The 25,001-nt window shown below is 63.0% G+C and carries 24 protein-coding genes; 14 read left to right on the top strand and 10 right to left on the bottom strand.

Annotated elements, in window-relative coordinates:
• Positions 1 to 57 precede the first annotated feature (57 nt).
• Positions 58 to 552 carry an acyl-CoA thioesterase gene (locus IB265_RS20955; protein ID WP_057255010.1) on the bottom strand — a complete coding sequence of 165 codons (495 nt, stop codon included), beginning with the start codon at positions 550 to 552 and terminating at the stop codon, positions 58 to 60.
• Between the two features lie 213 nt (positions 553 to 765).
• On the opposite strand from IB265_RS20955, the gene IB265_RS20950 reads away from it, so the two are divergent.
• Complete coding sequence (locus IB265_RS20950) at positions 766 to 1,254, top strand: DUF2867 domain-containing protein (protein WP_057255011.1); 489 nt, start codon at positions 766 to 768, stop codon at positions 1,252 to 1,254.
• A 27-nt stretch (positions 1,255 to 1,281) separates the two neighbouring features.
• On the opposite strand, the gene IB265_RS20945 is transcribed toward IB265_RS20950, so the two are convergent.
• Both IB265_RS20945 and IB265_RS20940 read right to left on the bottom strand, forming a co-directional pair.
• A complete protein-coding gene (locus IB265_RS20945; protein ID WP_057255012.1) occupies positions 1,282 to 2,370 on the bottom strand; it encodes a TraB/GumN family protein in 1,089 nt (362 codons plus the stop codon).
• Between the two features lie 99 nt (positions 2,371 to 2,469).
• Complete coding sequence (locus IB265_RS20940; protein WP_057255013.1) at positions 2,470 to 3,405, bottom strand: tyrosine recombinase XerC; 936 nt, start codon at positions 3,403 to 3,405, stop codon at positions 2,470 to 2,472.
• Between the two features lie 134 nt (positions 3,406 to 3,539).
• On the opposite strand from IB265_RS20940, the gene IB265_RS20935 reads away from it, so the two are divergent.
• Positions 3,540 to 4,463 carry a GNAT family N-acetyltransferase gene (locus IB265_RS20935; protein ID WP_057255014.1) on the top strand — a complete coding sequence of 308 codons (924 nt, stop codon included), beginning with the start codon at positions 3,540 to 3,542 and terminating at the stop codon, positions 4,461 to 4,463.
• A 62-nt stretch (positions 4,464 to 4,525) separates the two neighbouring features.
• On the top strand, positions 4,526 to 5,659 hold the full coding sequence (locus tag IB265_RS20930; protein ID WP_057255015.1) for an AAA family ATPase: 1,134 nt from the start codon (positions 4,526 to 4,528) through the stop codon (positions 5,657 to 5,659).
• Between the two features lie 51 nt (positions 5,660 to 5,710).
• On the opposite strand, the gene fsa is transcribed toward IB265_RS20930, so the two are convergent.
• Positions 5,711 to 6,364, bottom strand: coding sequence for a fructose-6-phosphate aldolase (fsa, locus tag IB265_RS20925; RefSeq protein WP_057255016.1), 654 nt, complete (start codon positions 6,362 to 6,364; stop codon positions 5,711 to 5,713).
• Between the two features lie 177 nt (positions 6,365 to 6,541).
• Between fsa and IB265_RS20920 the strand changes: the two genes are divergently transcribed.
• The 8 genes from IB265_RS20920 to IB265_RS20885 all read left to right on the top strand — a co-directional run bounded on the left by IB265_RS20920 (position 6,542) and on the right by IB265_RS20885 (position 16,289).
• Positions 6,542 to 8,758, top strand: coding sequence for a primosomal protein N' (locus IB265_RS20920; RefSeq protein WP_057255017.1), 2,217 nt, complete (start codon positions 6,542 to 6,544; stop codon positions 8,756 to 8,758).
• Between the two features lie 138 nt (positions 8,759 to 8,896).
• Positions 8,897 to 9,283 (top strand): hypothetical protein, encoded by a 387-nt coding sequence (locus IB265_RS20915; protein ID WP_057255018.1) that lies wholly within the window; start codon positions 8,897 to 8,899, stop codon positions 9,281 to 9,283.
• 262 nt (positions 9,284 to 9,545) lie between these two features.
• Positions 9,546 to 10,106: a F0F1 ATP synthase subunit delta gene (locus IB265_RS20910; protein WP_057255019.1), complete on the top strand. Its 561-nt coding sequence runs from the start codon at positions 9,546 to 9,548 to the stop codon at positions 10,104 to 10,106.
• A complete protein-coding gene (atpA, locus tag IB265_RS20905; RefSeq protein WP_057255020.1) occupies positions 10,106 to 11,635 on the top strand; it encodes a F0F1 ATP synthase subunit alpha in 1,530 nt (509 codons plus the stop codon). The genes IB265_RS20910 and atpA overlap by 1 nt, the downstream gene beginning before the upstream one ends.
• Before the next feature lie 27 nt (positions 11,636 to 11,662).
• Entirely contained in the window at positions 11,663 to 12,544 is an 882-nt protein-coding gene (locus IB265_RS20900; protein ID WP_057255021.1) for a F0F1 ATP synthase subunit gamma, read from the top strand.
• Between the two features lie 24 nt (positions 12,545 to 12,568).
• Positions 12,569 to 14,086, top strand: coding sequence for a F0F1 ATP synthase subunit beta (gene atpD, locus IB265_RS20895; RefSeq protein ID WP_093233134.1), 1,518 nt, complete (start codon positions 12,569 to 12,571; stop codon positions 14,084 to 14,086).
• A gap of 119 nt (positions 14,087 to 14,205) precedes the next feature.
• Complete coding sequence (locus IB265_RS20890) at positions 14,206 to 14,607, top strand: F0F1 ATP synthase subunit epsilon (RefSeq protein ID WP_057255102.1); 402 nt, start codon at positions 14,206 to 14,208, stop codon at positions 14,605 to 14,607.
• A 254-nt stretch (positions 14,608 to 14,861) separates the two neighbouring features.
• Positions 14,862 to 16,289, top strand: a complete 1,428-nt coding sequence (locus IB265_RS20885; RefSeq protein ID WP_057255023.1) for a mannose-1-phosphate guanylyltransferase/mannose-6-phosphate isomerase — start codon at positions 14,862 to 14,864, stop codon at positions 16,287 to 16,289.
• A gap of 173 nt (positions 16,290 to 16,462) precedes the next feature.
• Here the strand turns inward: IB265_RS20885 and IB265_RS20880 are convergent, their stop codons facing one another.
• Complete coding sequence (locus IB265_RS20880) at positions 16,463 to 17,566, bottom strand: saccharopine dehydrogenase family protein (protein ID WP_057255024.1); 1,104 nt, start codon at positions 17,564 to 17,566, stop codon at positions 16,463 to 16,465.
• Positions 17,567 to 17,691: 125 nt separating this feature from the next.
• Between IB265_RS20880 and IB265_RS20875 the strand changes: the two genes are divergently transcribed.
• The gene (locus IB265_RS20875) at positions 17,692 to 18,123 is read left to right on the top strand and encodes an Lrp/AsnC family transcriptional regulator (protein ID WP_057255025.1); all 432 of its coding nucleotides are present in this window, start codon (positions 17,692 to 17,694) and stop codon (positions 18,121 to 18,123) included.
• A gap of 36 nt (positions 18,124 to 18,159) precedes the next feature.
• Here the strand turns inward: IB265_RS20875 and IB265_RS20870 are convergent, their stop codons facing one another.
• Positions 18,160 to 19,083 carry a DUF6030 family protein gene (locus IB265_RS20870; RefSeq protein WP_057255026.1) on the bottom strand — a complete coding sequence of 308 codons (924 nt, stop codon included), beginning with the start codon at positions 19,081 to 19,083 and terminating at the stop codon, positions 18,160 to 18,162.
• Between the two features lie 277 nt (positions 19,084 to 19,360).
• On the opposite strand from IB265_RS20870, the gene IB265_RS20865 reads away from it, so the two are divergent.
• Positions 19,361 to 20,266 (top strand): aminoglycoside phosphotransferase family protein, encoded by a 906-nt coding sequence (locus tag IB265_RS20865; RefSeq protein WP_057255103.1) that lies wholly within the window; start codon positions 19,361 to 19,363, stop codon positions 20,264 to 20,266.
• A 330-nt stretch (positions 20,267 to 20,596) separates the two neighbouring features.
• Positions 20,597 to 21,346, top strand: a complete 750-nt coding sequence (locus IB265_RS20860; RefSeq protein ID WP_156414739.1) for a F0F1 ATP synthase subunit A — start codon at positions 20,597 to 20,599, stop codon at positions 21,344 to 21,346.
• A 39-nt stretch (positions 21,347 to 21,385) separates the two neighbouring features.
• On the opposite strand, the gene IB265_RS20855 is transcribed toward IB265_RS20860, so the two are convergent.
• The 4 genes from IB265_RS20855 to IB265_RS20840 are packed head-to-tail and all read right to left on the bottom strand — an operon-like array spanning position 21,386 to position 24,925.
• Complete coding sequence (locus IB265_RS20855) at positions 21,386 to 22,234, bottom strand: metal ABC transporter permease (protein ID WP_057255028.1); 849 nt, start codon at positions 22,232 to 22,234, stop codon at positions 21,386 to 21,388.
• A complete protein-coding gene (locus tag IB265_RS20850) occupies positions 22,231 to 23,091 on the bottom strand; it encodes a metal ABC transporter permease (protein ID WP_057255029.1) in 861 nt (286 codons plus the stop codon). Before IB265_RS20850 ends, IB265_RS20855 begins: the two co-directional genes overlap by 4 nt.
• The gene (locus IB265_RS20845; protein WP_057255030.1) at positions 23,088 to 24,023 is read right to left on the bottom strand and encodes a manganese/iron ABC transporter ATP-binding protein; all 936 of its coding nucleotides are present in this window, start codon (positions 24,021 to 24,023) and stop codon (positions 23,088 to 23,090) included. The genes IB265_RS20850 and IB265_RS20845 overlap by 4 nt, the downstream gene beginning before the upstream one ends.
• Complete coding sequence (locus IB265_RS20840; RefSeq protein WP_057255031.1) at positions 24,020 to 24,925, bottom strand: metal ABC transporter substrate-binding protein; 906 nt, start codon at positions 24,923 to 24,925, stop codon at positions 24,020 to 24,022. Before IB265_RS20840 ends, IB265_RS20845 begins: the two co-directional genes overlap by 4 nt.
• Positions 24,926 to 25,001 lie beyond the last annotated feature (76 nt).

Here is a 25,001-nt window from a genome sequence, read left to right as displayed (position 1 = left end):
CGCGTCAGCGTTCGCTGACATCCCCCCGGATATTTCGTGGCGGATGGCGATTATCTCTCACTCTTCAGAAGCAGATCGGAGCGCGTGGAAGCGCTCCTCGAACTCCCGCCTGAGGCTGCGTCGTGCTTCGGCCGCGCGCTGCCGGCGCTTGCGGTCAGCGGTGTCAGTGTTCAGCGGAGGTACGGGCGTCGGCGCGCCGTCGGCGTCGACCGCGACCATCGTGAAGTAACAGGAGTTGGTGTGTCGCCGCTCGCCACTCCTGATGTTCTCGGCCTCGACGCGGATGCCGATTTCCATCGAGGTTCGGCCGGCATTGTTGACCGCGGCACGGAAGGTGACGAGCTCGCCGACATGGATCGGCTGGCGGAAGGTCACCTGGTCGACCGAAAGCGTCACCGCATATTGCTGCGAATAGCGCGAGGCGCATGAGAAAGCCACGCGATCCAGGAGATTGAGCAGCGCGCCGCCATGGACCTTGCCGCTGAAATTGGCCATGTCCGGCGTCATCAGCACGACCATTTCGAGTTCGCGTGTGTCGTGGCTGGTTTCCATTGTCCATCTCCAGAATTTGCAACGTTCAGCTTGAGTTATGCAGCTTGTCGGCGCGAAGGGAAGGCCCCACCGCATCGGCGTAGGACGGCCCCGGCGGCAGACTGGGTGTGACGATTGGACCGAGGGCTGCGACAAGCGGTCTCCTGTCCAGGCACGACGGAGGGCGCAATCATGTTTCAAAGGACAAACGACGCCGTGGCGTCAGGAGGAAACATGAAACCGAGAGCCGTGGCCACCTCGTTGCCGAACCGGCATCTACCGCACGCCGATTGGGCCGACCGTTTCGAGCTCGCCCTCGACGGCAAGGGCGTGACCGCCGCGGAAGCGGCCGAACGTTCGCTTGGCCGTTCGCCGCGATGGATTCGCGAACTGCTGCGCCTGCGCAACCGCGTGGTCTCGCTCATTGGCCTGAAATCGGCGGCGCCGAAACCGGGTCGCTTCGGGCTGGTCGGGGCGTTTCCGGTGCTGTCGAAAAGCGATGACGAAGTGGTGCTCGGTTTTGACGACAAGCATCTCGATTTTCGCATCGTCGTCGATGTCAGGGCGGGATCCGCGGTCAACCAGATCGTCGGCGTCACCACGCTCGTCCGGCGGCACAATGCGCTCGGGCGGGTTTACCTCGCGGCGGTCACGCCGTTTCACAAGGTGATCGTGCCGACGCTTCTGGCCCGGGTGGCGGGTCCGGGCGGTCAGATTGGCTGATCAGTCTCCGGCTTGAACGCCCGCCAGTCAGTTGGCGCGCGTGACCGTGAAGCCCTGGGCGCGGAGCAGTTCGACCAGGCCTTCCTTGCCCGGAAGGTGCAGCGCTCCGACGGCCATGAAAGCGCCGCCGTCCTTCAGGATCGGTTCGGCACGTGTCGCCATCGTCTTGTTGCGGTCGACGATGATGCGCTGCTCGAAATCGGCATAGCCGAAATCCTCCGCTGTGCCCTTGTCGGAAACGGATCTCATCATCGGCATGATCATGCCGGTGTCGCCGGAAAGGTAGAGGTCGGTCATTGTCGCGAAGACGTCGTCGATCGTCTTGCCGAGCGCCAGCGTCTCGATGAGCGCGCGCAGGTGCAGTTCGGTCGGAAGCGAATCCATCGCTGCGAGCTGTTCGATCAGCGTCTCCAGGCCCTTGAGCGTCTTGCCCTGGCTGACCGCATCCTCGGCAATCTTCTTGTCGAGGAAGGAGGCGCCGGTCGCCTTGCGGCTGATCTCGCAGGCGGGCAATGCGACGAAGCTCGCGATCATCCAGGGTTTCATGCGCGCAACGAGCGTCAGCGGAATGCCGCGGGCTTTGAGGCCCGCTTCGAGCTGTTCGCGATCGCCGGGCTTCAGGAAATCGGCGATCGTCTTGTTATCCGGGAACATGGTGAGGTCGGGCCGCATCAGGATCGCGGCGGCCGATTTCTTCTCGTCGACGATCTCGTCCGATTCGACGATGACGGTTGAGGCTGCTTCGAAAGCGGCCGGCGCCTCGGCAGGCAATGCCAGTACGCGCGGATCGGTCACGTGCATGGTGCCGAGCAGCCAGGAGGCCGCGATGCCTTCCTTCTCGATCTTCCAGAAGATGCCTTTGCCGTTCGGCACGGCGGCGGCTTCCGCTTCAAGTGCGGCGAATTTGGTCGGATCCGACTGGGCAAGGGCGGTAAGCACATTCGAACCGCCGCATTCGGCTTCCTGTGCATCGGCTTCCGCGACGAAGAAGAGTGCAACGACGAGGCTGGCGGCAAGAACGACATGCAAGAGGGCAATGAGCCAAAGTGTACCGTCGGCGACCAACGCAAGCAGGTCGCGGGGCAGATTTCGATCAGGTCTCGCAAAGGCGGTCATCGTTGTTCCCCGACGGTCGGACGGTCGTTGCTGAACCCTAGGGCCGGGCCGGTCACGGCTTCCTTAAAGGGCATGGTTAATCCATCGTTTCGCCGAAAATCAGGCGCGCGGATGGGCGCGATCGTAGATTTCCAGAAGCCGCGCGGAATCGACACCGGTATAGACCTGCGTGGTCGACAGGCTGGCGTGGCCGAGCAGTTCCTGGATGGTCCTGAGATCGCCGCCGCCGGCCAGCAGATGGGTGGCGAAGGAGTGTCGCAGCGCATGCGGCGTTGCCGTGTCCGGCAGGCCGAGGGCGCCGCGCAGCTTTTGCATTTCCCGCTGGATGATTGCCGGCTGCAGCTTGGCGCCACGGGCACCCCGAAACAACGGTTCATCAGCAGGCGGCTGATAGGGGCAGAGTTTGATATAGGCTGCGACGGCTTCACGTGCGGCCTGTATCAGCGGCACGAGCCGCGTCTTGCCGCCTTTGCCGATGATGCGCAGCGACGAGGGCGTGCCGGCGAAATCGCCCGATGTCAGCCCGAGCGCTTCGGAAATGCGCAGGCCGCAGCCATAGAGCAGGGTCAGCACCGCGGCATTGCGCGCGGCGATCCAGGGCTCCTCGGCAAGCTGCGCCTCCGAGGTCACGACGTTCAGCGCCTCTCGGTCGGTCAGCGGCTTCGGAAGCGATTTCGGCTGCTTCGGCGAGCGCACGGCGGCGGCACCTGCTGCGTTCGCAAGGCCATTGCGTTCGAGAAAGCGCAGGAAGGAGCGCAAGCCGGCGAGGCCACGGCCGAGCGTGCGTGCACCGGCGCCACCCTTGCGGCGCTGGGCGAGGAAGCCGCGCAGATCCGCCGGCCGCAGCGTCCGGATGTCGGAAAGGCGCGGCGGCCCGGCCAGATGGCCGGTCAGGAATGTCAGGAATTGACGGGTGTCGCGCTCATAGGCCTCGACGGTGTTGTCGGAGAGGCGCCGCTCCCGCATGAGCCCATTGAGCCAACGTTGGCGTTCGGCAAGGAGTTCCGGATGGCCGATGACGAGGAGCTCGTTCATTGTCGCTTCCCAAGTTGGTCCATCGGCGACAATGCCCTGACGCATCTTATGTTTTTGCTAATGCGCCCTTGGAATCTGTCATTCTTCGATCATATAGAATTGCGATGGTCAGCCGGAAAGAATCGGATCGGACTATGGTGGGACGGGATTCGGTGAACGGATTCGCGCATTTTGCTGAAGTACTCGCCCTGGTCTCACAGGGAAAACCTGGTCACATCGTTGACACCCTGATTGCCGAGCGCGGGCAGCGCATCGTCAAGAGCCCGATGTGGCCGTTGATGCGACCTTTTCTCTACGCGTTGCTGAACTACCGCAAGGCGCACGAGTTCGCCGATGCGGTCGCCAACATGCCCGGCTTCCAGGCCTTCGAACATCTGAGTTCGCTTCTCTCGCTGGAGGTGCGGGTCGACCGGGCCGAGCGCATTCCGGCCAAGGGCGGCTTCCTGCTCGTCAGCAACCACCCGACCGGCATAGCCGACGGTATCGCTGTTTTCGACCTGCTCAAGACACGGCGGCCGGACATGATGTTCTTCGCCAACCGCGACGCCATCCGCGTCAATCCACGCTTTGTCGAGATGGTCATCCCGGTCGAATGGCGCGAGGAGCACAAGAGCAAGCTGAAGGCCCGCGAGACGCTGCAGGTGACCAACCGGGCGATCGGCGAGGGCAAGGCGACGGTGCTCTTCCCTTCCGGGCGCATCGCCTATTGGGCGGACGGCTGCCTCAACGAGCGGCCGTGGAAGACGTCTGCGGTGGGCTTTGCGCGCAAATACGGCCTGCCGATCCTGCCGGTGCACATGAGCGCCCGCAATTCCGGCCTGTTCTACTGGTTCGCCAAATGGTCGACGGAACTGCGCGACATGACCGTGTTCCACGAGCTGCTCAACAAGAAGGGCGACTTCTTCGATTTCCGCATCGGCAACCTGATCCCGCCGGAGGCGCTGGAAGGCGAGCCTGGCGAGGTGACGAAGGCGCTCGAGCGGCACACGGTGTTCGATCTGGCCATGGACGCGGACGTGGCGTTCCAGCCCCGGTTGCAAGCAGAGGTCGCGCTCTAGCGATCAGCCGCGCCATGCCTGCCGGGCTTCACGCCGTGCGGCGGATCGGCTAGGTCTTGGGCATGCAGCTTCAATCCATGTTTGCCGAAAACTACCGTTCGTTGAAGTCGATCCGCATGGATCTGACCGGCGTCAACCTGTTCATCGGCGAGAACGGCGTCGGCAAGTCCAATCTCTATCGTGCGCTTCAACTCGTGCAGTCGGCGACGCGCGGCACTCTGGCGCGCGAGATCGCGGAGGAGGGCGGCATGTCGTCGGCGCTCTGGAGTGGCCGCCGCCGCGCCGACAAGCCGGCGCGCATCCGGCTCGAAACGGAGCTTTTGGACGAGGAACGGGCGATCACCTTCCGCTACCGCATCGAGGCGGGACTGCGCCCGCCCACGGCTGCCGCCGGCTTTGCCTATGAGCCTCAGGTCAAGGAAGAGGAGTTGACGGTCGAAACCGGCCGCCGGCCGGTGACGATGATGAAGCGGTCTGGCCCCGGCATCTTCGTGCGCGGCGAGCGCGGGCGGATGGAGGACTATCCGGAAACGGCTCTGACTTCGGAAACGGCGATCTCGCTGCTCGGCGATGCCGGTCACTATCCGGAGGTCGGCACCTTTCGCCGCGCGGTCGACCAATGGCGGTTCTTCCATGGCTTCCGCACCGATCGCGATTCGCCGTTGCGGTTGCCTTGCCTCGCCGTCACGGCGCCGATGCTTGACGAGACGGGTGTCAACATGGCTGCGGTGTTTGCGACGCTCAGGCACACACGTGAGGATACGGTTGATCTCGATCGAGCGGTCGCCGACGCCTTCGGCGGCGCCTATCTCGACGTTCCCGAACCGGGACAGTTTGCCGAGTTTTCGCTGGTCTTTCCGGATTTCCCCAACCGGCCGTTCTCGCCGCGCGAGCTGTCGGATGGGCAGATGCGGTTCCTGGCGCTGGCGGCAGCGCTGCTTTCCTATCGCCGGCCCCGGTTCATTGCGCTCAACGAGCCGGAGACGAGCCTGCATCCGGACATGCTGCCGGCGCTCGCCGACATGGTCGCCAGCGCTTCGCGCGAAAGCCAGATCTGGATCGTCACCCATTCTGAGCGGTTGGCGGAGGAAGTGCGCCAGCGTTGCGGCATCCGTCCGCGCCGGGTGATCCGCAAGGACAGCGCCACCTGGATCGAGGGCATGCGGCTGACGGGGCTGATGGACGGCGACGAGTAGCAACAAAAAACCCCGCATCGCTGCGGGGTTTTCCATTCATTCCTGAAGCAATCAGGCGATCTTCTGGCCGGTCTTGGCCCAGTCGGCCAGGAACATCTCGAGGCCCTTGTCGGTCAGCGGGTGCTTGACCAGAGCCTTCAGCGTTGCCGGCGGCGCGGTGATGACGTCGGCGCCGATGAGGGCGGCTTCCTTGACGTGGTTCACGGTGCGGATCGAGGCGGCAAGGATCTCGGTCTCATAGCCGTAGTTGTCGAAGATGTGGCGGATCTCGCGGATCAGGTCCATGCCATCGAAGGCGATGTCGTCGAGGCGGCCGACGAAGGGCGAAACGAAGGTCGCGCCGGCCTTGGCGGCGAGCAGGGCCTGGTTGGCCGAGAAGCACAGCGTCACGTTGGTCTGGTGGCCGTCCGAGGTCAGCGCCTTACATGCCTTGAGACCGTCAAGCGTCAGCGGCAGCTTGATGCAGATGTTGTCGGCGATCTTCGAAAGAACGGCCGCTTCCTTCATCATCTCGGCGTATTCGGTGGCGGTCACTTCAGCCGAAACCGGGCCTTCGACGATCGAGCAGATTTCCTTGGTGACTTCCGTGATGTCGCGGCCCGACTTCAGGATCAGCGACGGGTTGGTGGTGACGCCATCGAGAAGGCCGAGATCGTTCAGCTCGCGGATTTCCTTGACGTCGGCGGTATCAACGAAAAATTTCATGGAGTCACTCCTTGGGCACGATTGCCGCTCGGGCGCATCTCTACCGGGGAGGAATTCCGTTGGCAGAGATCGCGCGCGTTGAAACTCTGGTGGAACCGTGACAAACCCTGCGCCGGCAAGGCTGCGGTTCGCAGCGCAGTTTTCTTTAACCGAAACACGTGGCAAGGTCACGGCAAAATGACTCGCGATTCAACCGATTTATTCGGCGATTTGCTCGGGCCGATTTCTGCCCGTCGCGTCGTGCCGGTCCTGGTGCCCATGCCGGCGCCGAAAGCCTATTCCTATGCGGTTCCCGACGGCATGGCGGTCGAGCCGGGCTCGATCGTGCAGGTGCCGCTCGGCCCCCGGCTCGTCGTCGGCGTGGTCTGGGATGGAGACGATGACGGCAATGTCGATCCGAAGAAACTCAAGACAATCGAGAAGGTTTTTGACTGCCCGCCGCTGACGAGGGACATGCGAACTTTTCTCGACTGGGTTGCTGCCTACACCGTGACGCCGCCGGGGCTCGTCGCGCGCATGGCGCTCCGGGCACCGGCCGCCTTCGATCCCGAGCCGATGGTGGAAGCGCTGCGCCTCACGGAGATGCGACCGGAGCGCATGACGGCGGCTCGTGAGCGCGTCATCGCGACCGCGAGCGACGGCCTCTCCTGGACGCGCTCCGGGCTTGCGCATGCGGCCGGCACATCGTCGAGCGTGATCGAGGGGCTGACGCAGCAAGGCGTCTTAGAAACCGTATTCATGGCGCCGCCGCCGGTGGTTGCCTTGCCTGATCCCGATTTTGTCGCGCCCCGGCTCGAAGGGCCCCAGAAGGATGCGGCAGCCGATCTCCTGGCGGCGGTGGAGGAGGGCGGCTTCTCTGTGTCGCTGATCGACGGCATCACCGGCTCCGGCAAGACCGAGGTTTATTTCGAGGCGATTGCCGCGACGCTTCGGGCAGGCAAGCAAGTGCTGATACTCTTGCCGGAGATCGCGCTGACATCGAGTTTCCTCGAGCGCTTCCAGGATCGTTTCGGGGCGAAGCCGGCGGAGTGGCACTCGGACCTTGCGCCGCGGACGCGCGAAAAGGTCTGGCGCCAGGTGACGACCGGCACGGTGCGTGTCGTTGCCGGCGCGCGGTCCGCGCTGTTCCTGCCGTTCGAAGAGCTCGGTCTCATCATCGTCGACGAAGAGCACGACCCGGCCTACAAGCAGGAAGACCGCGTCTTCTACAATGCGCGCGACATGGCGGTCGTGCGCGGTCGGATCACCGGCTTTCCCGTCGTGCTCGTCTCGGCGACGCCATCGGTCGAAAGCCGAGTCAATGGCGAAGTCGGCCGTTACAAGCCGATCCACCTGCCGACGCGTTTCGGCGATGCGGCGCTGCCGCGGCTCGGCGTGGTCGATATGCGCCAGCATCCGCCGGCGCGCGGCGGCTTCCTTTCGCCGGTTCTCATCAACCAGATCGGCAAGGCCGTTGAGCGCGGCGAACAGGCGCTGCTTTTCCTCAACCGCCGCGGTTATGCGCCGCTGACGCTCTGCCGCGTCTGCGGCCATCGCTTCCAGTGCCCGGACTGTTCAAGCTGGCTCGTCGAACACCGCTTCCGCGGGCAGATCCAGTGCCACCATTGCGGCTATACGGAGAAGACGCCGGAGGCCTGCCCCGAATGCGGCACGCTCGATCACCTCGTTGCCTGCGGCCCGGGGGTCGAACGCATTGCCGAGGAGGTGGAGCGGCATTTCCCCGAGGCGCGCACGATCGTGCTGTCCTCCGACCTCATGGGCGTCAAGCGGCTGCGGCTGGAACTCGACGCCATTGCGCGCGGCGAAGCGGACATCGTCATCGGCACCCAGCTTGTCGCCAAGGGGCATAACTTTCCGCTGATGACGCTGGTCGGCATCGTCGATGCCGACCTCGGCTTGGCCAATGGCGATCCGCGGGCAGCCGAGCGGACGTTCCAGCTTCTTTCGCAGGTGACCGGCCGCGCCGGGCGAACCGGCCTCAAGAGTCTCGGCCTGTTGCAGACCTACCAGCCGCAGCATCCGGTGATGCGGGCCATCGTCTCCGGCGATGCGGATGCCTTCTACGACCGCGAGATCGCCGAGCGCGAAAAGGCCTTGCTGCCGCCCTTCGGCCGGCTCGCCTCGCTGATCGTTTCGGCCGATACCCGTCAGGATGCCGAGGGCCATGCGCGGGGCTTGCGCATGGCTGCGCCGCGGACCGACGGCATCACCATTCTCGGCCCGGCGGAGGCGCCGCTGGCGCTGATCCGTGGACGGCATCGCTTCCGCCTGCTGGTGCATGGCCGGCGCAACAGCGACATGCAGGCTTTCGTCAAGGCGATGATCGCCGCCGGCCCCAAGGAGCGCGGCTCGATCAGCGTCCAGCTCGACATCGATCCCCAAAGCTTCCTGTAAATTCAAGTTTCCTGTGATCGTCGCGTTGAACAGGCCGCGGGCGATTCACAACCGGGGCGACATGCGCTAGAGGTCAAGGACGCGCCGCTTCGGCCGAAGACGAAACGGCATGACAAGGGCTCATCTGCAGGAACGGGCATGGAATTCTACATTCCGACGGAAACCGGCGAATTCCTCGCCTTCTGCGCGGCCGTGGCTGCGGCGCTGATCGGCGTCGTCATGCTGTTTGCGCCGCGGCTTACCTTTCGTGCGGCTGGCATCGGCATTGCCGAGGGGCGGCGCGGCGGCTATGCCGAGGCTCGCTCCACCATGGGCGGCATGCATGTGGGGCTCGGCCTTGCCGCGATCCTCCTGGCGCAGCCGATGGTCTATCTTGCCGTCGGAGCGGCGTTCGCGCTTGCCGCCTTCGGCCGAATCCTCTCGATGATGAGCGACAACGGCGGCACGGTCTACAACTGGCTGGCGCTCTTCGTTCAGGCGGCACTCGCCATCCTTCCGCTCGCATACGTCTTCGGCATGATCTGATCGTGCCGCGGGCCATTCCGCGATTCACAACGCAGGAAACGAATTTACGGCAAAATTCGGCCAAGGTGGCCGACTTATGCCGCATTCCTGCCGTTCGCGTGTTGCGAGTCCAAACATCCTATGCTAGACGAACCGCGAATTGCGGGGGAAGTGGGTCGCCAGGCCTCGATATCCTGCAAATTATTGCAGCAAATTCAAGAATTTAAGTTGACGGCCCACCGCCAGCTCGGTTCTTGGATGAAAATGAGAGAAGCTTGTGCCCGTGGCAGACACATCCCAGCTTATTTCCGGTGTTGCAGAAAGATACGCGTCCTCGCTTTTTGAACTCGCGCTCGGCGCCGGTTCCGTCGAGGCAGTCGGCGCGGATCTGACCCGCGTCCAGGCCCTGATCGACGGCAGCGATGATCTGAAGCGGCTGATCGTAAGCCCGGTCTTTTCTGCAGACGACCAGTTCAAGGCCATTTCGGCAGTTGCCGAGAAGGCTGGCATCTCCGGGCTCGTCGGCAACTTCCTCAAGGTCGTTGCCCGCAATCGCCGCCTCTTCGCGCTGCCGGGCATGATCAAGGCGTTCCGCCTGATCGCCGCACGCCATCGTGGCGAAGTCTCCGCCGACGTCACGTCGGCCCATGCGCTCTCTGCAGCGCAGGAAAATGAATTGAAGGCGACGCTGAAAAGCGTCACCGGCAAAGACGTGACGGTCAACGTCACCGTCGACCCGTCTATTCTTGGAGGTCTGATCGTCAAGGTCGGGTCCCGCCAGATTGACACCTCCCTTCGCACCAAACTCTCTACCCTTAAGCTTGCACTGAAAGAGGTCGGCTGATGGATATCCGCGCCGCGGAAATTTCCGCAATTCTCAAAGATCAGATCAAAAATTTCGGCCAGGAAGCAGAAGTCTCCGAAGTCGGTCAGGTGCTTTCCGTCGGTGACGGTATTGCCCGCGTCTACGGCCTCGACAATGTTCAGGCAGGCGAGATGGTCGAATTCCCGGGTGGAATTCGCGGCATGGCGCTGAACCTCGAAGCCGACAACGTCGGTGTCGTTATTTTCGGTTCCGACCGTGACATCAAGGAAGGCGACACCGTTAAGCGGACCGGCGCCATCGTGGACGTTCCTGTTGGTCCGGAACTGCTCGGCCGCGTCGTCGACGCGCTCGGCAACCCGATCGACGGCAAGGGCCCGATCAACGCCAAGCAGCGCTCGCGCGTTGACGTCAAGGCTCCGGGTATCATTCCGCGCAAGTCGGTTCATGAGCCGATGTCGACCGGCCTCAAGGCCATCGACGCTCTGATCCCGGTTGGTCGTGGCCAGCGCGAGCTCGTCATCGGCGACCGCCAGACCGGCAAGACCGCGATCATCCTTGACACGATCCTCAACCAGAAGGCCATTCACGACAATGGTCCGGAAGGTGACAAGCTGTATTGCGTCTACGTCGCAATCGGCCAGAAGCGTTCGACGGTTGCGCAGTTCGTGAAGGTTCTGGAAGAGCGTGGCGCTCTGCAGTACTCGATCATCGTTGCTGCGACCGCGTCCGACCCGGCTCCGATGCAGTACCTCGCACCGTTCGCCGGTTGCGCGATGGGCGAATACTTCCGTGACAACGGCAAGCATGCCCTCATCGGCTACGACGACCTGTCGAAGCAGGCTGTTTCCTACCGTCAGATGTCGCTCCTGCTGCGCCGCCCGCCGGGCCGCGAAGCTTACCCGGGCGACGTTTTCTACCTGCACTCCCGCCTGCTCGAGCGCGCTGCAAAGCTCTCGGACGACAACGGCGCCGGTTCGCTGACGGCTCTGCCGGTCATCGAAACGCAGGGCAACGACGTTTCGGCGTTCATCCCGACCAACGTGATCTCGATCACCGACGGCCAGATCTTCCTTGAAACCGACCTGTTCTACCAGGGCATCCGTCCGGCCGTTAACGTCGGTCTGTCGGTTTCGCGCGTCGGCTCCGCCGCGCAGATCAAGGCGATGAAGCAGGTTGCCGGCTCGATCAAGGGCGAACTCGCTCAGTATCGTGAAATGGCCGCCTTCGCGCAGTTCGGCTCGGACCTCGATGCCGCTACGCAGCGCCTGCTGAACCGCGGTGCGCGCCTGACCGAACTCCTGAAGCAGCCGCAGTTCTCGCCGCTGAAGACGGAAGAGCAGGTCGCTGTCATCTTCGCAGGTGTCAACGGTTACCTCGACAAGCTGCCGGTCAACCAGGTTGGCAAGTTCGAGCAGGGCCTGCTTTCGTACATGCGTTCGGAAGGCAAGGACATCCTGGAAACCATCCGCAAGGACAAGGCGATCTCCGACGACGTCAAGGGCAAGCTGAAGGCTGCAATCGACAGCTTCGCCAAGTCTTTCGCCTGAGCGGATTTCATTTAGGACGGATAACGGATGCCTTCACTTAAGGATCTGAAGAACCGGATCGCCTCCGTCAAGGCGACGCAGAAGATCACCAAGGCGATGAAAATGGTCGCCGCGGCGAAGCTTCGGCGTGCGCAGGAGGCGGCCGAGGCCGCCCGGCCTTACTCGCAGCGCATGGCTACCGTTCTCGCCAACATCGCCCAGGCGGTTGGTGCGGACGACAGCGCGCCTGCCCTGATGACCGGAACCGGCAAGGACGATACGCACCTTCTGGTCGTCTGCACGGCTGAACGCGGCCTTTGCGGCGGCTTCAACTCGCAGATCGCCCGTCATGCCCGCGACCACGTTCGCAAGCTGCTCGCAGCCGGCAAGACGGTCAAGATCATCTGCGTGGGCAAGAAGGGCTTCGATATTCTGCGTCGCGAATTCGCGTCGCTGATCATCGATCGTGTCGACCTGCGTGAAGTCAAGAAGATCGGCTTCGAAAACGCCGACCAGATTGGCCACAAGGTCATCGCGCTCTTCGAAAAGGGCGAGTTCGATGTCTGCACGCTGTTCTACTCCGAGTTCAAGTCCGTTATCGCCCAGATTCCGACGGCTCAGCAGCTGATCCCCGCTTCGGCCGGCCCGGTCGCAGCGCAAGCATCGGATGCTTCGGCCGTCTATGAATATGAGCCGGACGCGGGCGCGATCCTGAGCGACCTCATTCCGCGCAACATTTCCGTGCAGATCTTCCGGGCCCTGCTCGAGAACGTCGCCGGCGAAATGGGCGCGAAGATGAGCGCGATGGACAATGCGACGCGCAATGCTGGTGAGATGATCAACAAGTTGACGCTGAACTATAACCGTCAGCGCCAGGCTCAGATCACCAAGGAACTCATTGAAATCATCTCGGGCGCGGAAGCGCTCTAAGGTTACGGAAAGAGGGTAAGGATTATGGCTAAGGCAGCTACCCCGAAAGAAACCGCAGTGGAGAAGAAGCCCGCTGCACCGAGGAAGGCAGCTTCCGCCAAGACCGCAGCAGTTGCCGCAACCGGCGCTGTCGGTCGCGTAACGCAGGTCATCGGCGCCGTCGTTGACGTCGTGTTCGAAGAAGGCCAGCTTCCGCAGATCCTGAACGCGCTGGAGACCGACAACCACGGTAACCGCCTCGTTCTCGAAGTCGCTCAGCACCTCGGCGAAAACTCCGTCCGCACGATCGCCATGGACTCGACCGAAGGTCTCGTGCGCGGCCAGCCGGTCACCGACACCGGTGCGCCGATCACGGTTCCGGTTGGCGACGAAACGCTCGGCCGCATCATGAACGTCATCGGCGAGCCGGTCGACGAAGCCGGTCCGCTCGTTACCTCGGGCAAGCGCGCGATCCACCAGGATGCGCCGTCCTACGTCGAGCAGTCGACGGAAGCACAGATCCTTGTCACCGGCATCAAGGTCGTCGACCTTCTCGCGCCTTACGCAAAGGGCGGCAAGATCGGCCTCTTCGGTGGTGCAGGCGTCGGCAAGACCGTTCTCATCATGGAACTGATCAACAACGTCGCCAAGGCGCACGGTGGTTACTCGGTGTTTGCAGGCGTGGGTGAACGCACCCGCGAAGGCAACGACCTCTACCACGAAATGATCGAGTCCGGCGTTAACAAGCATGGCGGCGGCGCAGGCTCCAAGGCTGCGCTCGTTTACGGCCAGATGAACGAACCGCCGGGCGCCCGCGCTCGCGTCGCTCTGACGGGCCTCACGATCGCTGAAGACTTCCGCGACAAGGGCCAGGACGTTCTGTTCTTCGTCGACAACATCTTCCGCTTCACCCAGGCAGGTTCCGAAGTGTCGGCTCTGCTCGGCCGTATTCCTTCGGCCGTGGGTTACCAGCCGACGCTGGCGACCGACATGGGTCAGATGCAGGAACGCATCACCACGACGACCAAGGGTTCGATCACCTCGGTTCAGGCCATTTACGTTCCGGCCGACGACTTGACCGACCCGGCGCCGGCTACCTCGTTCGCCCACCTGGACGCAACGACGGTTCTGTCGCGCTCGATCGCCGAAAAGGGCATCTACCCGGCCGTTGACCCGCTCGACTCCACGTCGCGCATGCTGGACCCGATGATCGTCGGCGAGGAGCACTACGAAGTGTCGCGTAAGGTGCAGACGACCCTGCAGCGCTACAAGTCGCTCCAGGACATCATCGCCATCCTCGGCATGGACGAACTGTCTGAAGAAGACAAGATCGCCGTTGCCCGCGCTCGTAAGATCGAACGCTTCCTGTCGCAGCCGTTCTTCGTCGCCGAAGTCTTCACGGGTTCGCCGGGCAAGCTCGTCGCTCTCGAAGACACGATCAAGGGCTTCAAGGGCCTGGTCAACGGCGAATACGACCACCTGCCGGAAGCTGCCTTCTACATGGTCGGCTCGATCGAAGAAGCGGTCGAAAAGGCCAAGAAGCTGGCTGCTGAAGCCGCTTGATTGCACTGTTAAGCCTCGGCGCGATCCAAGCGCCGAGGCTTTCATCCTGCCTTATCAGAAGGCAGGGAAGACATGCACAGCCGCCTTTTAGGTGGCGCGCCCACGAGAAGTGAATGGTCATGGCCGATTTCAACTTTGAGCTTGTTTCCCCCGAGCGCCTGCTCCTCTCCGAAAAGGTGACGGAAGTCGTCATTCCGGCGACCGAGGGCGAGATGACCGTGATGGCCAATCACGCTCCGACGATGACGACGGTCAAGCCCGGCGTGGTCACGGTGAAGACGGCTGACGGCAAGACCGAGCGCTTTGCTGTGTTCGGCGGCTTTGCCGACATCCTGCCGACCGGCTGCACGCTTTTGGCCGAGTCCGCCGTCCACGTCGACGAACTCGACCGTACGGTTCTTGAAAACCGCATCGATGCGGTTCGTGCCGAGCTGGAAGGCGCCGGCGACGAGAAGAAGACCCGTCTCGAGCAGTTCGTCGCCGAACTGACGAAGCTCGGCGAGATCGTGATCCCGGCCTGAAAGGGACACCCGGAAGGGTAATGCAAATCCGAAAGCCCCGCCTTCGTGCGGGGTTTTTTGTTGATCGCGAGTTCTTTGCCGTGACGCTTCGCTTAAGTGGAGCGGGATGCGGGCGGACAACCGTATACCCTTCCTCATCAGTATTAGCCTTCGCGTCGGTGAATGGCTTGCCCGGATCGGCGCTTTAGCTATTCTTCATCAGAAGCCCTTTATTGGTCCCTGAAAGTTCAGCTCAAAGAAGAAGAGGCGCCGGCATGACGTCAAAGATTGTTCCGGTGATCATGGCGGGCGGGCGCGGCACCCGTTTGTGGCCGCTCTCTCGCGCCGCCGCTCCGAAGCAATTCCTGCAGATCCTTTCCGATCGTTCACTGTTCCAGCAGACGCTGGAGCGCGTGCGCGACGCCGGCCAGTTCGAGCCGGCCATCATCGTCACCAACAGCGACTTTCGCTTCATCGTCGCGGAGCAGGCGCGGGCGATCGACGTACATCTGGGCGACATCCTCCTTGAGCCGGTTGCACGCAACACAGCGCCGGCGCTGACTGCCGCGGCTTTCCAGGTACTCAGCCGTTACGGCAAGGGTGCGGTCATGCAGGTGCTTGCTTCTGACCATGAGATCGATGCCGGCGAGGTCTACAGGGATTGCATACTCAGGGCGCACCAGGCCGCCCGCCACGGAGAACTGGTGACCTTCGGCATCACGCCGACGGAACCGGCGACCGGCTACGGCTACATCGAGCGCGGCGAAGAACTGACGGCTGGCACGAACCGTGTGGCGCGGTTCGTCGAGAAGCCGGACCGCGCCAAAGCCGAGGCAATGCTCGAGACCGGGCGCTACCTCTGGAACTCCGGCATGTTCATGCTGCCGGTAAAGCACTTTCTTGATGAGATGAAGCGCCACGCGCCCCAGGTCTGGGAAGCGACGAAGCTCGCGGTGGAAGGGGCTCAGAAGGATCTCGACTTCACCCGGCTGCACGCGGCGAGCTTTGCCGCTGCGCCTGATATCTCCGTCGATTATGCGGTCTTTGAAAAGACTGAGCGGGCGGCCGTGGTGCCGTCTTCCTTCCTCTGGTCCGATCTCGGCAGCTGGGACGCGGTCTGGAAGACGGGAGAAAAGGACGGCGACGGCAATGTCGTCACCGACAAGGCCACGGTGTCGAACACGCGCAATTCGCTGGTCCTGTCGCGCGACATTCACCTTGCAGTTCAAGGGCTGGACGATGTCGCCGTCATTGCCGGCGAGGATGCCGTCTATGTCGGACGGCTGGCCGACAGCCAGAGCGTCGGTTCCATCGTCAAGACGCTGGCGAAGTCGCCACAGACGGCGGTGCTGACCGAGATCCACCCGACGTCCTATCGCCCCTGGGGGGCGGTCGCGGCCATTTCGGACGGAGAACGCTTTGCCGTCAAACGTCTGCGCGTGAACCCCGGCAAGAAGATCTCACTGCAGAAGCATCATCATCGGGCGGAACATTGGATCGTGGTGCGCGGCACTGCGGAGATCACGATGTCCGGGGAAACGCGAATGCTGCACGAGAATGAGTCGGTCTATATTCCGCCGGGGATCGTGCACCGGCTTCACAACCCGGGCAAAATCCCGCTGGAACTGATCGAGGTGCGCACCGGCTCCTATCTCGGCGAAGATGACATCATCCGTATCGAGGACGAATTCGGCCGAAGCTAAGGGGTATCCGTCAAAGTGCTACGGCGACCTTTGTGCGCGTCTGATACGACGCGGCGCCGCAGGCCCGAATGATCGGACGACACGAAAAAAGCCCGGGCCAAGACCCGGGCTTTGCGTAGGTGAGAGCGGGACGTCTGTCCCGCTCCAAATTCGGCACGCTTATAGCTGAAGGATCAGCCGGCGACGCGCTCGGTTTCGCCCTTCTGAGCGTAGTAGTGGCCGAAGCGGTTTGCGAGGAAGGTGTCGAGGCTGATGTCTTCCTGGCGAACGAAGCCCTTGGAGGCGATCTTGCCTTCGGCGAGCAGGTCGAGCACGGCGCAGATGCTGCCTGCCGTGGTGATCTGGATACCGCTCTGCATGCGGCCGGCAACGACGCCGCTATAGACCTTGTTGGCGTAGGTTTCCTGGATCAGGCGGCCGCTGCGGAAGCCCGAAACCGTAACGAAGATCACGACGACGTCCTGGGTGGTGGTCGGCAGGGCGTTCTCGAAGATGTCCTTGAGGACTTCGCGGCGGTGGCGCAGGCCGAGGTCGTTGAGGAGCGCCTTCATGATGGCGGCATGGCCCGGATAGCGGATCGTCTTGTAGTTAAGCGTGCGAACCTTGCCCTTCAGCGTTTCGCAGAGGGTGCCGAGACCGCCCGAGGTGTTGAAGGCTTCATAGGTGACGCCGTCGAGCGAGAATTCTTCGCGCTCTTCCATGGCCGGCACTTCGATGAGGTTGTTTTCGACGATCGCTTCGCAGGGCTCGATATATTCGTTGATAACGCCGTCGGTGCTCCAGGTGAGATTGTAGTTGAGCGCGTTCGACGGGTACTGCGGCAGGGCGCCAACGCGCATGCGCACGCTTTCCAGCGTCTCAAAGTGGCTGGCGAGATCGTTGGCGACGATCGAGATGAAGCCCGGTGCGAGGCCGCACTGCGGGATGAAGGCGGTGTTGGCCTTGGCGGCGATCGCCTTGACCTGGCGGGTGGATTCGACGTCTTCGGTCAGGTCCAGGTAGTGGATGCCGGCTTCAGCAGCGGCTTCGGCGATTGCGACCGTCAGGTGGAACGGAGCGGCGCTGAGGACGGCGAACTTGCCCGAGAGAAGAGCGACGAGCTGCTTCTTGTCGGCGATATCGACCGTCGCGGTCGTGATGGCAGCGTGCTTTTCCACCTGCTCCAGCTGTTCGGCGCTGCGGTCGGCGACGCAGACGCTGTAGTCGCCGGTATGGGCGAGCATGCGAGCGATGGTGGAGCCGATCTTGCCTGCTCCGATGACGACGATATTCTTCATTCTTTCCCCCAGGGCATGAGAACTGTGTGTGCCCCTATTGTCGTGGGAGGGGTGGTTGATTTGAAGCGCCGAAACGACTAAATCGCCTATAGATATTCGGCAGATTGCCCAACAGGACCGACGAAATGCAAATCACGGACAAGGATCGAGAGCTCCTCGCCGTCCTCAGCGAAAATGCCCGCATGCCGACGGCGACGATCGCGCGCCGGCTCGGCCTGTCGCGCACGACAGTGCAGGCGAGGATCGAGCGGTTGGAGCGCGAGGGAATCATCGCCGGCTACGGCGTGCGCCTGTCGGAGAGCTACGAGAAGGGGCTGGTCAAGGCGCATGTGCTGATCACCATCGCGCCGCGGGCGCTGAGCCGCGTGACCCCTGAACTCAGTGCCATCCGTGAAATCCAGACGCTGCATTCTGTCAGCGGCAGTTTCGATCTTATCGCCGTGGTCGCGGCGACGTCGATCAGCGAACTTGATCTTCTGATCGACCGCATCGGCGAGATCGACGGCGTCGACCGGACGCTTTCTTCGATTATCCTTTCGACCCGGATCGATCGGTAGGCCGTTGCTTTCCTAAGTCAGCGAGCGACGGAATCGTCATGGCGCATGACCCGCGGAGGGCTTCTCGCCGAGCGTGGCGTCCGTCGCTGGCTCCTTCCCATTCGGCACTTTTGCCGGCACGTTCCAGTCTGTCGGGCCCTTGACGAAGCTACGCAGTCCGGCATCGCCATAGGCGAGCCATTTGCTCCGGTCGAAGTAAAGCTCGGCAATGCTCTTCGGCCGCGCGCGCGGCTGGTTGGCAAGGAAGTTAAAGCGCGGCGTCACCTCGTCGGACTCGCGCTTGAACTGGATGCGGCTGCCGAAACGCTTGAGATCGAATTCCTTCAGCGCCTGGATTTGCAGGGTGACGCTTGCGGCATCGGCCCAGCGCACGTGGTCGAGGAACACCGCCGCTGCCCGCGCCGCTGCCGTGGTCACGGCCTGGCGGTCCTCCGGTCGCTCGATGTTGAGCTTGACGCGGAAGGAGGTGATTTCCTCCTCGCCGCTGCCTTTGACGAAGATGAAGATCGATGAGGGCTTGTCCTCGCCCGGACGCGGGAAGGAGACGAGTGACGAACATTCCCATTGGGCACGCTCACCGGCACCGGCTTTCCATTCGAGTTCGCGAAAGCCGGCGTCGCGCAACTCGTCGCAGAGCGCCTTGGGATCGCTGCGGATGACGCGCAGGAACTGCTGCTCCGGCGTCTGCAGATCCTGGAAGGTCCAGGCGGGCAGGGCGATGCGTGGCGGTTCGCGCCTTGCCGGCTTCTCGGCCGTCGATTCGGAGGGCTTGCTCTTCGCCAGGAAGGTCGTCGGCAGACCCAATGCCACGAGAACTTTCTTGAGGTTGCGCTGTTCGTTGGCAAGCAGGGCCGTCGCGAGAATGGCGGTGACGATCAGGATGAGAGCGACGAGAAAGAAGCGCAGTCCCGTCCGACCGGCAGGCTTTGGAGCCGGCGTCTTGCCACGGGGCGTGCTCATGCGGTCCCGCCTGCCCGGCGGGGTGCGATGAGGCGCGGGACCTCCAGCAAAAGATGATCGGTCGGCCGGGCTTCCATGATCTCAAGCTATCAACGGGTCTAGGCCTTCTTCATCCTCGAAATCCGTCGCGGCGGCAATATGCAACCGCCGATATCGGCAAGCGACTGTCACGTCTCAACACAACGCGCCGCTGAGCGAGTGTTACGGTGAACTAGGAAGTTGAAATTCGGGGACGATCCCATAGCTTGCTGGACGCAAACATCGAATGGAATACGTCATGGCAAACCCGAATTCAGCCGAGCTTGCGATCGATGCGTCGCTGGTACGGCGGCTGATCGCGACACAGTTTCCGCGATGGTCGGATCTTGCGGTGCGCCCGATCGAGCCCGGCGGCTGGGACAACAGAAGCTTCCGGCTCGGCGAGCAGATGACCGTGCGCCTTCCAAGCGCCGAGCGCTATGTGCTGCAAGTGGAAAAGGAGCACCGCTGGCTGCCGCGGCTGGCTCCCCAATTGCCGCTGCCCATTCCCGTGCCGCTTGCCAAGGGCACGCCGGGAGAAGGCTTTCCCTGGCCCTGGTCTGTCTACCGCTGGCTTCAGGGGGAAACATTGGTGGTGGAACGGGTCGCAGATCTCGGGCAAGTGGCGAAGGATCTCACGCGGTTTCTGCGCGCCTTGCGGCAGGCGGATGCTGCGAGTGGGCCTTTGCCCGGCGACCATAACTTCCACCGCGGCGGTCCGCCTGCCTTCTATGACGAGCAGACACGTCAGGCGCTCCCACTGCTTGAGGGACAGGTCGACACGGCGGCGGCCAGAGAGGTCTGGGAAGCGGCCCTTGCTGCGCCATTCGAGGGGACGCCCGTCTGGTTTCACGGCGATATCGCCTGGGGCAACCTGTTGGTCGCGCAGGGTCGCTTGAGCGCGGTCATCGATTTCGGCACTTCGGGTGTCGGCGACCCCGCCTGCGATCTGGCGATCGCCTGGACGTTCTTCCATGGCGAGAGCCGCGAGGTCTTCCGTCATGGCATGGCACTCGATCGCGGTGCCTGGGCCCGCGGGCGTGGCTGGACCCTGTGGAAGGCGCTGATCGTGCTTGCCGGCATGACCGGCGCACCTGCAAGCGAGCAGGCAAAGCAGCGCACGGTGATCGAAGACGTGCTTGCGGATCATCGCCGCTTCGGCTAGCGCCCAAGCCACGATCGGGGGCAAGCCAGCTTGACCCCGCTGCAAATTGCCTCTAGGTCAGGCGCACGCGGGACGACCCGCGTCGGTGCTTCGCCTGGGGACGGCCCCAGTATCTCGACCGAGATACTTGGAGTCGATCGCATCATGCAGCCCCAAAGCTCGCGGCACGTCCGCGCGACCTTTCCCTTTATTGAACAGCCTAGTCATTCCATCGGAAGCAATCGCTTCGTGGAACGATCTCGGCCGCCGATCGCTTGTCCAACACATTGACGCGCCGGCGGCCGCCGACGCGCGCCGCCGATGCGTCTCCGCCAACACATGAGGTTGATGATGGCCGGACCCATCGAACAATTTGAGATCAAGTCACTCCTACCGATCGCCGAGATCGGCGGTCACCAGATCAGCTTTACCAACTCGGCCGCCTATATGGTGCTGACGGTGGCGATCGCCAGTCTGTTCCTGATCCTGTCAACGGGAAGACGCGGCCTCGTGCCGAACCGGGCGCAGTCGGCGGCCGAGATCCTCTATGAGTTTGCGGCAAAGACGCTGCGCGACAATGCCGGCGAGAAGGGCATGCGCTTCTTCCCGCTGGTCTTCTCGCTTTTCGTGTTCATCCTCACCGCCAACCTGATCGGCATGTTCCCCTATGCCTTCACGGTGACGAGCCATATCGCGGTCACCTTCGCGCTGGCCATGCTGGTGTTCCTGACGGTCACGCTCTATGGCCTTTACCGGCACGGCTTCGGCTTCCTCAGGCTGTTCATGCCGGCGGGCGTGCCGTTGATTCTGGCGCCGATCATCATCCCGATCGAGGTGGTCTCCTACCTCTCGCGTCCCGTCAGCCACTCGGTTCGTCTATTCGCGGTCATGCTGGCCGGCCACATCACGCTCAAGGTTTTCGCCGGTTTCGTCGTGGGCCTCAGCGGCTTTGGGGCGCTCGGGATCCTGGCCGCGGTCATGCCGCTGCTGATGACGGTGGCGCTGACCGCGCTCGAACTGCTGATGGCGCTCATCCAGGCCTATATCTTCACCATGCTGACCTGCATGTATCTCAACGACGCGCTCCATCCGAGCCACTGAGAACAGGCGATGAGGCTCCCTGCACCGGGAGCCTCTTTGTCATTCGATCGCCCGCCGCGCTTCGTTCCGGTAGGTCCGCCAGGAGGTCCAGGCAAAGGCGATGAGAAACATCACGGTCATCAGGAGCACGATGGTCGGCGCCGGCGCGCTGTCGATGAAGAAGGAGAGATAGACGCCGCAGAAGGAGGCCGTCATCGCGATGAGCACGGCGACGATGAGCATGGCGCCCATGGTGCGGGTGACCAGGAAGGCGATGGCGCCGGGTGCGATCAGCATGGCGATGGCAAGGATCAGCCCCACCGCCTTCAGCGCGCCGACGATCGTCAGCGACAGGATCGCGAGCAGCCCATAGTGCAACCAGTTAACCGGAAGACCGACGGCTTTGGCCTGGGCGGGATCGAAGGCGTGCAGCAGGAAATCGCGCCATTTGACGGCGAGAATACCGGTGGCGACCAAGGCGATCACGCCGGTCTCGGCGATGTCGCGCCAGCCGATGCCGAGCATGTCGCCGAAGAGGATGTGGTCGAGGTGCACGTCGCTCTGGATCTTGGTGTAGAGCACCAGCCCGAAGCCGAACATGCCGGAGAAGACCACGCCCATCACCGTATCCTGCTTGATGCGGCTGTTTTCCTTGAGATAGCCGGTCAAAAGCGCGCAGGACATGCCGGCGGCAAAGGCGCCGACGGCAAGCGGCAGGCCGACGATGTAGGAGATGACGATGCCGGGGAAGACCGCATGCGAGATCGCGTCGCCCATCAGCGACCAGCCCTTCAGCACCAGGAAACAGGAGAGCATGGCGGTCGGGATCGCCACCAGCACCGAGATCAGAAGCGCGTTGCGCATGAACTCGAATTCGAGGACCGCAAGCAGCATGTCGAGCGAGATCATCGGGCAGCCTCCATCGGTTCGGCGCTGCGCCTGCGCGCGGCGAGCAGCCCGTGCTTCGGGGCCAAGACGAAGGCCGTCAGGAAGATGAGTGTCTGCAGCACGATGATGATGCCGCCGGTGGCACCGTCGAGGAAGTAGCTGAAATAGGCGCCGAAGAAGCTCGTCAGCGCACCGATGGCGACGCTGATCAGGATCAGCCGCGGAAAGCGATCCGTGAGCAGGTAAGCGGTCGCGCCAGGCGTCACCACCATGGCGATGACAAGGAAAGCGCCGACGGTCTGCAGTGCTGCGACCGTACAGGCCGAGAGCAGGGTGAAGAACAGCACCTTGAGGAAGGTGGTGGGAATGCCGATCGAGCGGGCGTGGCTCTCATCGAAGAAGGTCACCATCAGGTCCTTCCACTTCGCTGTCAGAATGACCAGCGAGACGATGCCGATGATCGCGAGCTGCAGTGTGTCGGCGGGCGTGATCGCCAGGATGTTGCCGAGCACGATGGTCTGAATATTCACCGATGTCGGCGACAGCGAGACCATGAAAAGCCCGAGGCCGAAGAAGGAGGTGAAGATCAGGCCGATGATCGTGTCTTCCTTGAGCCTTGTGCGCTGATTGAGAAACAACATGGCGCCGGCGGCAAGCGAGCCGGAGAAGAAGGCGCCGAGCGAGAAGGGCAGGCCCAGCATATAGGCGCCGGCGACCCCCGGGACGATCGAATGCGAGAGGGCATCACCGATCAGCGACCAGCCCTTGAGCATCAGATAGGAGGAGAGGAAGGCGCAGACGGCGCCGACCAGCGCGCTCACCCACATGGCATTGACCATGTAGCCATAGGTGAAGGGTTCCAGGAGCGTGGCGATCATTTGCCGTTCGGTTCCCCGTTGGTCTCGGGTTTTGCCGGCTGCGCCACCATCCGATCCTTGTCGCCATACATGACGAGCGGGCGCTCGTCGTCGGTGATGACGGCGAGCTGCCGCGGATCGGCATCGTCATGCAGGTTTTCGCCGCCGAGCACGAAGTGCCGGAGAACGCCGCCGAAGGCGAGTTCCAGGTTTTCGCGGGTGAAGGTGGTTTCCGTCGGGCCATAGGCGAGCACGGTGTTCTTGAGGAGCACGGTGCGGTCGCAGAATTCCGGCACACTGCCGAGATTGTGGGTGGAAACCAGCATGACCCGGCCCTCGTCACGCAGGCCGATCAGGAGGCGAATGATCGCGTCCTCGGTCTTGACGTCGACGCCGGTGAACGGTTCGTCGAGCAGGATGACCTTGCCATCCTGGGCGAGCGCGCGCGCCAGGAAGACGCGCTTCTTCTGGCCGCCGGAGAGTTCACCGATCTGGCGCTTGCGATAGTCGCTCATGCCGACGCGCGCAAGCGCTGCCTCGACCGCCTCATGATCCGCCGTCTTCGGGATGCGCAGCATGTTCATGTGGCCGTAGCGGCCCATCATGACGACGTCCTCGACCAGGACCGGGAAGTTCCAGTCGACCTCCTCGGCCTGCGGCACATAGGCGACGAGGTTCTTCTTGAGCGCTTCCGGAACCGAACGGCCAAGGATCGAGATCTCGCCGCGCGAGAGCCGGGCAAAGCCCATGATCGCCTTGAAGAGTGTCGACTTGCCGCTGCCGTTGACGCCGACGAGCGCGGTGATCGTGCCCGTCGGGATCTCGAAGGTCGCGTCGCGCAGGGCCCGCAGGCCGTTGCGGTAGGTGACTGTCGCGCCAGAGACACGGATGCCGCTGCCCTGTTCGCCGGACGCCGGCGCGGGGCCGGAGCGGGGCTTCACCTGAAGGTTCATTGCGAAAGCCCCTTGGCGATGGTTTCCGATGTGACGCGCAGCAGATCGATATAGGTGGGAACCGGACCGTCCGCCTCGCTCAAGGAATCAACGTAGAGCACGCCACCGTATTTTGCACCGGTTTCGCGCGCCACCTGCTCAGCCGGATCGGGCGAGATCGTGCTTTCGGAAAAGACGACCGGAATGTGGTTGGCCCTGACGGCGTCGATGACCTTGCGGACCTGTTGCGGGGTACCCTGTTGGTCGGCATTGATCGGCCAGAGGTAGAGTTCCTTCATGCCGAAATCGCGGATCAGGTAGCTGAAGGCGCCTTCGCTCGAAACCAACCAGCGCTTGTCTTCGGGGATCTTGGCGATCTCGGCGCGGATCGGCGCGATGGTCGCCTCGATCTTCTGCTTATAGGCCTCGGCATTCGCCTTGTAGGTCTCGGCATTGGCGGGATCGTACTTCACGAAGGCGTCGCGAATGTTGTCGACATAGATGAGGGCTGCCGATGGCGACATCCAGGCATGCGGATTGGGCTTTCCGCTGTAGGGGCCTTCGGCAATGCCCATGGGCTCGACGCCGGTCGAGACGACGGCACCGGGGACGTCATCAAAGTTCTGGAAGAATTTCTCAAACCAGAGCTCCAGGTTCAGACCGTTCCACAGGATCAGCTTGGCGTCGTGCGCCTTCAGGATGTCGCGCGGGGTCGGCTGGTAGTTGTGGATCTCGGCACCCGGTTTGGTGATCGATTCGACGATTGCGGCGTCGCCCGCGACGTTCTTGGCCATGTCGGCAATGACCGTGAAGGTCGTCACTGCCTTGAATTTCTCCTGCGCTGAGCCGGCGCCGGGAAGGAGCGCGATGGCTGCCAGGGCAGCTGCCGCTGCCAGGATCGCGCGCTTCGTCTGATCGATCATTCGCTACTCCCAGATGTTGACATCACAGGAGTAGGGGAATGATTTGCATAAGTCAATGCAAATGCGAAGCATTCGC

It is taken from the genome of Ensifer sp. ENS10 (genome assembly GCF_014852025.1).
Classification (GTDB): Bacteria; Pseudomonadota; Alphaproteobacteria; order Rhizobiales; family Rhizobiaceae; genus Ensifer.
Note: the sequence above shows the minus strand (reverse complement) of the source record. Positions and strands in the feature narration are given on the sequence as shown.

What these genes read in the sequence shown, in the direction of transcription:
- IB265_RS20955 (WP_057255010.1), bottom strand. Translation starts at nt 552, where the DNA reads ATGGAAACCAGCCACGACACACGCGAACTCGAAATGGTCGTGCTGATG.
- IB265_RS20950 (WP_057255011.1), top strand. Translation starts at nt 766, where the DNA reads ATGAAACCGAGAGCCGTGGCCACCTCGTTGCCGAACCGGCATCTACCG.
- IB265_RS20945 (WP_057255012.1), bottom strand. Translation starts at nt 2,370, where the DNA reads ATGACCGCCTTTGCGAGACCTGATCGAAATCTGCCCCGCGACCTGCTT.
- IB265_RS20940 (WP_057255013.1), bottom strand. Translation starts at nt 3,405, where the DNA reads ATGAACGAGCTCCTCGTCATCGGCCATCCGGAACTCCTTGCCGAACGC.
- IB265_RS20935 (WP_057255014.1), top strand. Translation starts at nt 3,540, where the DNA reads ATGGTGGGACGGGATTCGGTGAACGGATTCGCGCATTTTGCTGAAGTA.
- IB265_RS20930 (WP_057255015.1), top strand. Translation starts at nt 4,526, where the DNA reads ATGCAGCTTCAATCCATGTTTGCCGAAAACTACCGTTCGTTGAAGTCG.
- fsa (WP_057255016.1), bottom strand. Translation starts at nt 6,364, where the DNA reads ATGAAATTTTTCGTTGATACCGCCGACGTCAAGGAAATCCGCGAGCTG.
- IB265_RS20920 (WP_057255017.1), top strand. Translation starts at nt 6,542, where the DNA reads ATGACTCGCGATTCAACCGATTTATTCGGCGATTTGCTCGGGCCGATT.
- IB265_RS20915 (WP_057255018.1), top strand. Translation starts at nt 8,897, where the DNA reads ATGGAATTCTACATTCCGACGGAAACCGGCGAATTCCTCGCCTTCTGC.
- atpA (WP_057255020.1), top strand. Translation starts at nt 10,106, where the DNA reads ATGGATATCCGCGCCGCGGAAATTTCCGCAATTCTCAAAGATCAGATC.
- IB265_RS20900 (WP_057255021.1), top strand. Translation starts at nt 11,663, where the DNA reads ATGCCTTCACTTAAGGATCTGAAGAACCGGATCGCCTCCGTCAAGGCG.
- atpD (WP_093233134.1), top strand. Translation starts at nt 12,569, where the DNA reads ATGGCTAAGGCAGCTACCCCGAAAGAAACCGCAGTGGAGAAGAAGCCC.
- IB265_RS20890 (WP_057255102.1), top strand. Translation starts at nt 14,206, where the DNA reads ATGGCCGATTTCAACTTTGAGCTTGTTTCCCCCGAGCGCCTGCTCCTC.
- IB265_RS20885 (WP_057255023.1), top strand. Translation starts at nt 14,862, where the DNA reads ATGACGTCAAAGATTGTTCCGGTGATCATGGCGGGCGGGCGCGGCACC.
- IB265_RS20880 (WP_057255024.1), bottom strand. Translation starts at nt 17,566, where the DNA reads ATGAAGAATATCGTCGTCATCGGAGCAGGCAAGATCGGCTCCACCATC.
- IB265_RS20875 (WP_057255025.1), top strand. Translation starts at nt 17,692, where the DNA reads ATGCAAATCACGGACAAGGATCGAGAGCTCCTCGCCGTCCTCAGCGAA.
- IB265_RS20870 (WP_057255026.1), bottom strand. Translation starts at nt 19,083, where the DNA reads ATGAGCACGCCCCGTGGCAAGACGCCGGCTCCAAAGCCTGCCGGTCGG.
- IB265_RS20865 (WP_057255103.1), top strand. Translation starts at nt 19,361, where the DNA reads ATGGCAAACCCGAATTCAGCCGAGCTTGCGATCGATGCGTCGCTGGTA.
- IB265_RS20860 (WP_156414739.1), top strand. Translation starts at nt 20,597, where the DNA reads ATGGCCGGACCCATCGAACAATTTGAGATCAAGTCACTCCTACCGATC.
- IB265_RS20855 (WP_057255028.1), bottom strand. Translation starts at nt 22,234, where the DNA reads ATGATCTCGCTCGACATGCTGCTTGCGGTCCTCGAATTCGAGTTCATG.
- IB265_RS20850 (WP_057255029.1), bottom strand. Translation starts at nt 23,091, where the DNA reads ATGATCGCCACGCTCCTGGAACCCTTCACCTATGGCTACATGGTCAAT.
- IB265_RS20845 (WP_057255030.1), bottom strand. Translation starts at nt 24,023, where the DNA reads ATGAACCTTCAGGTGAAGCCCCGCTCCGGCCCCGCGCCGGCGTCCGGC.
- IB265_RS20840 (WP_057255031.1), bottom strand. Translation starts at nt 24,925, where the DNA reads ATGATCGATCAGACGAAGCGCGCGATCCTGGCAGCGGCAGCTGCCCTG.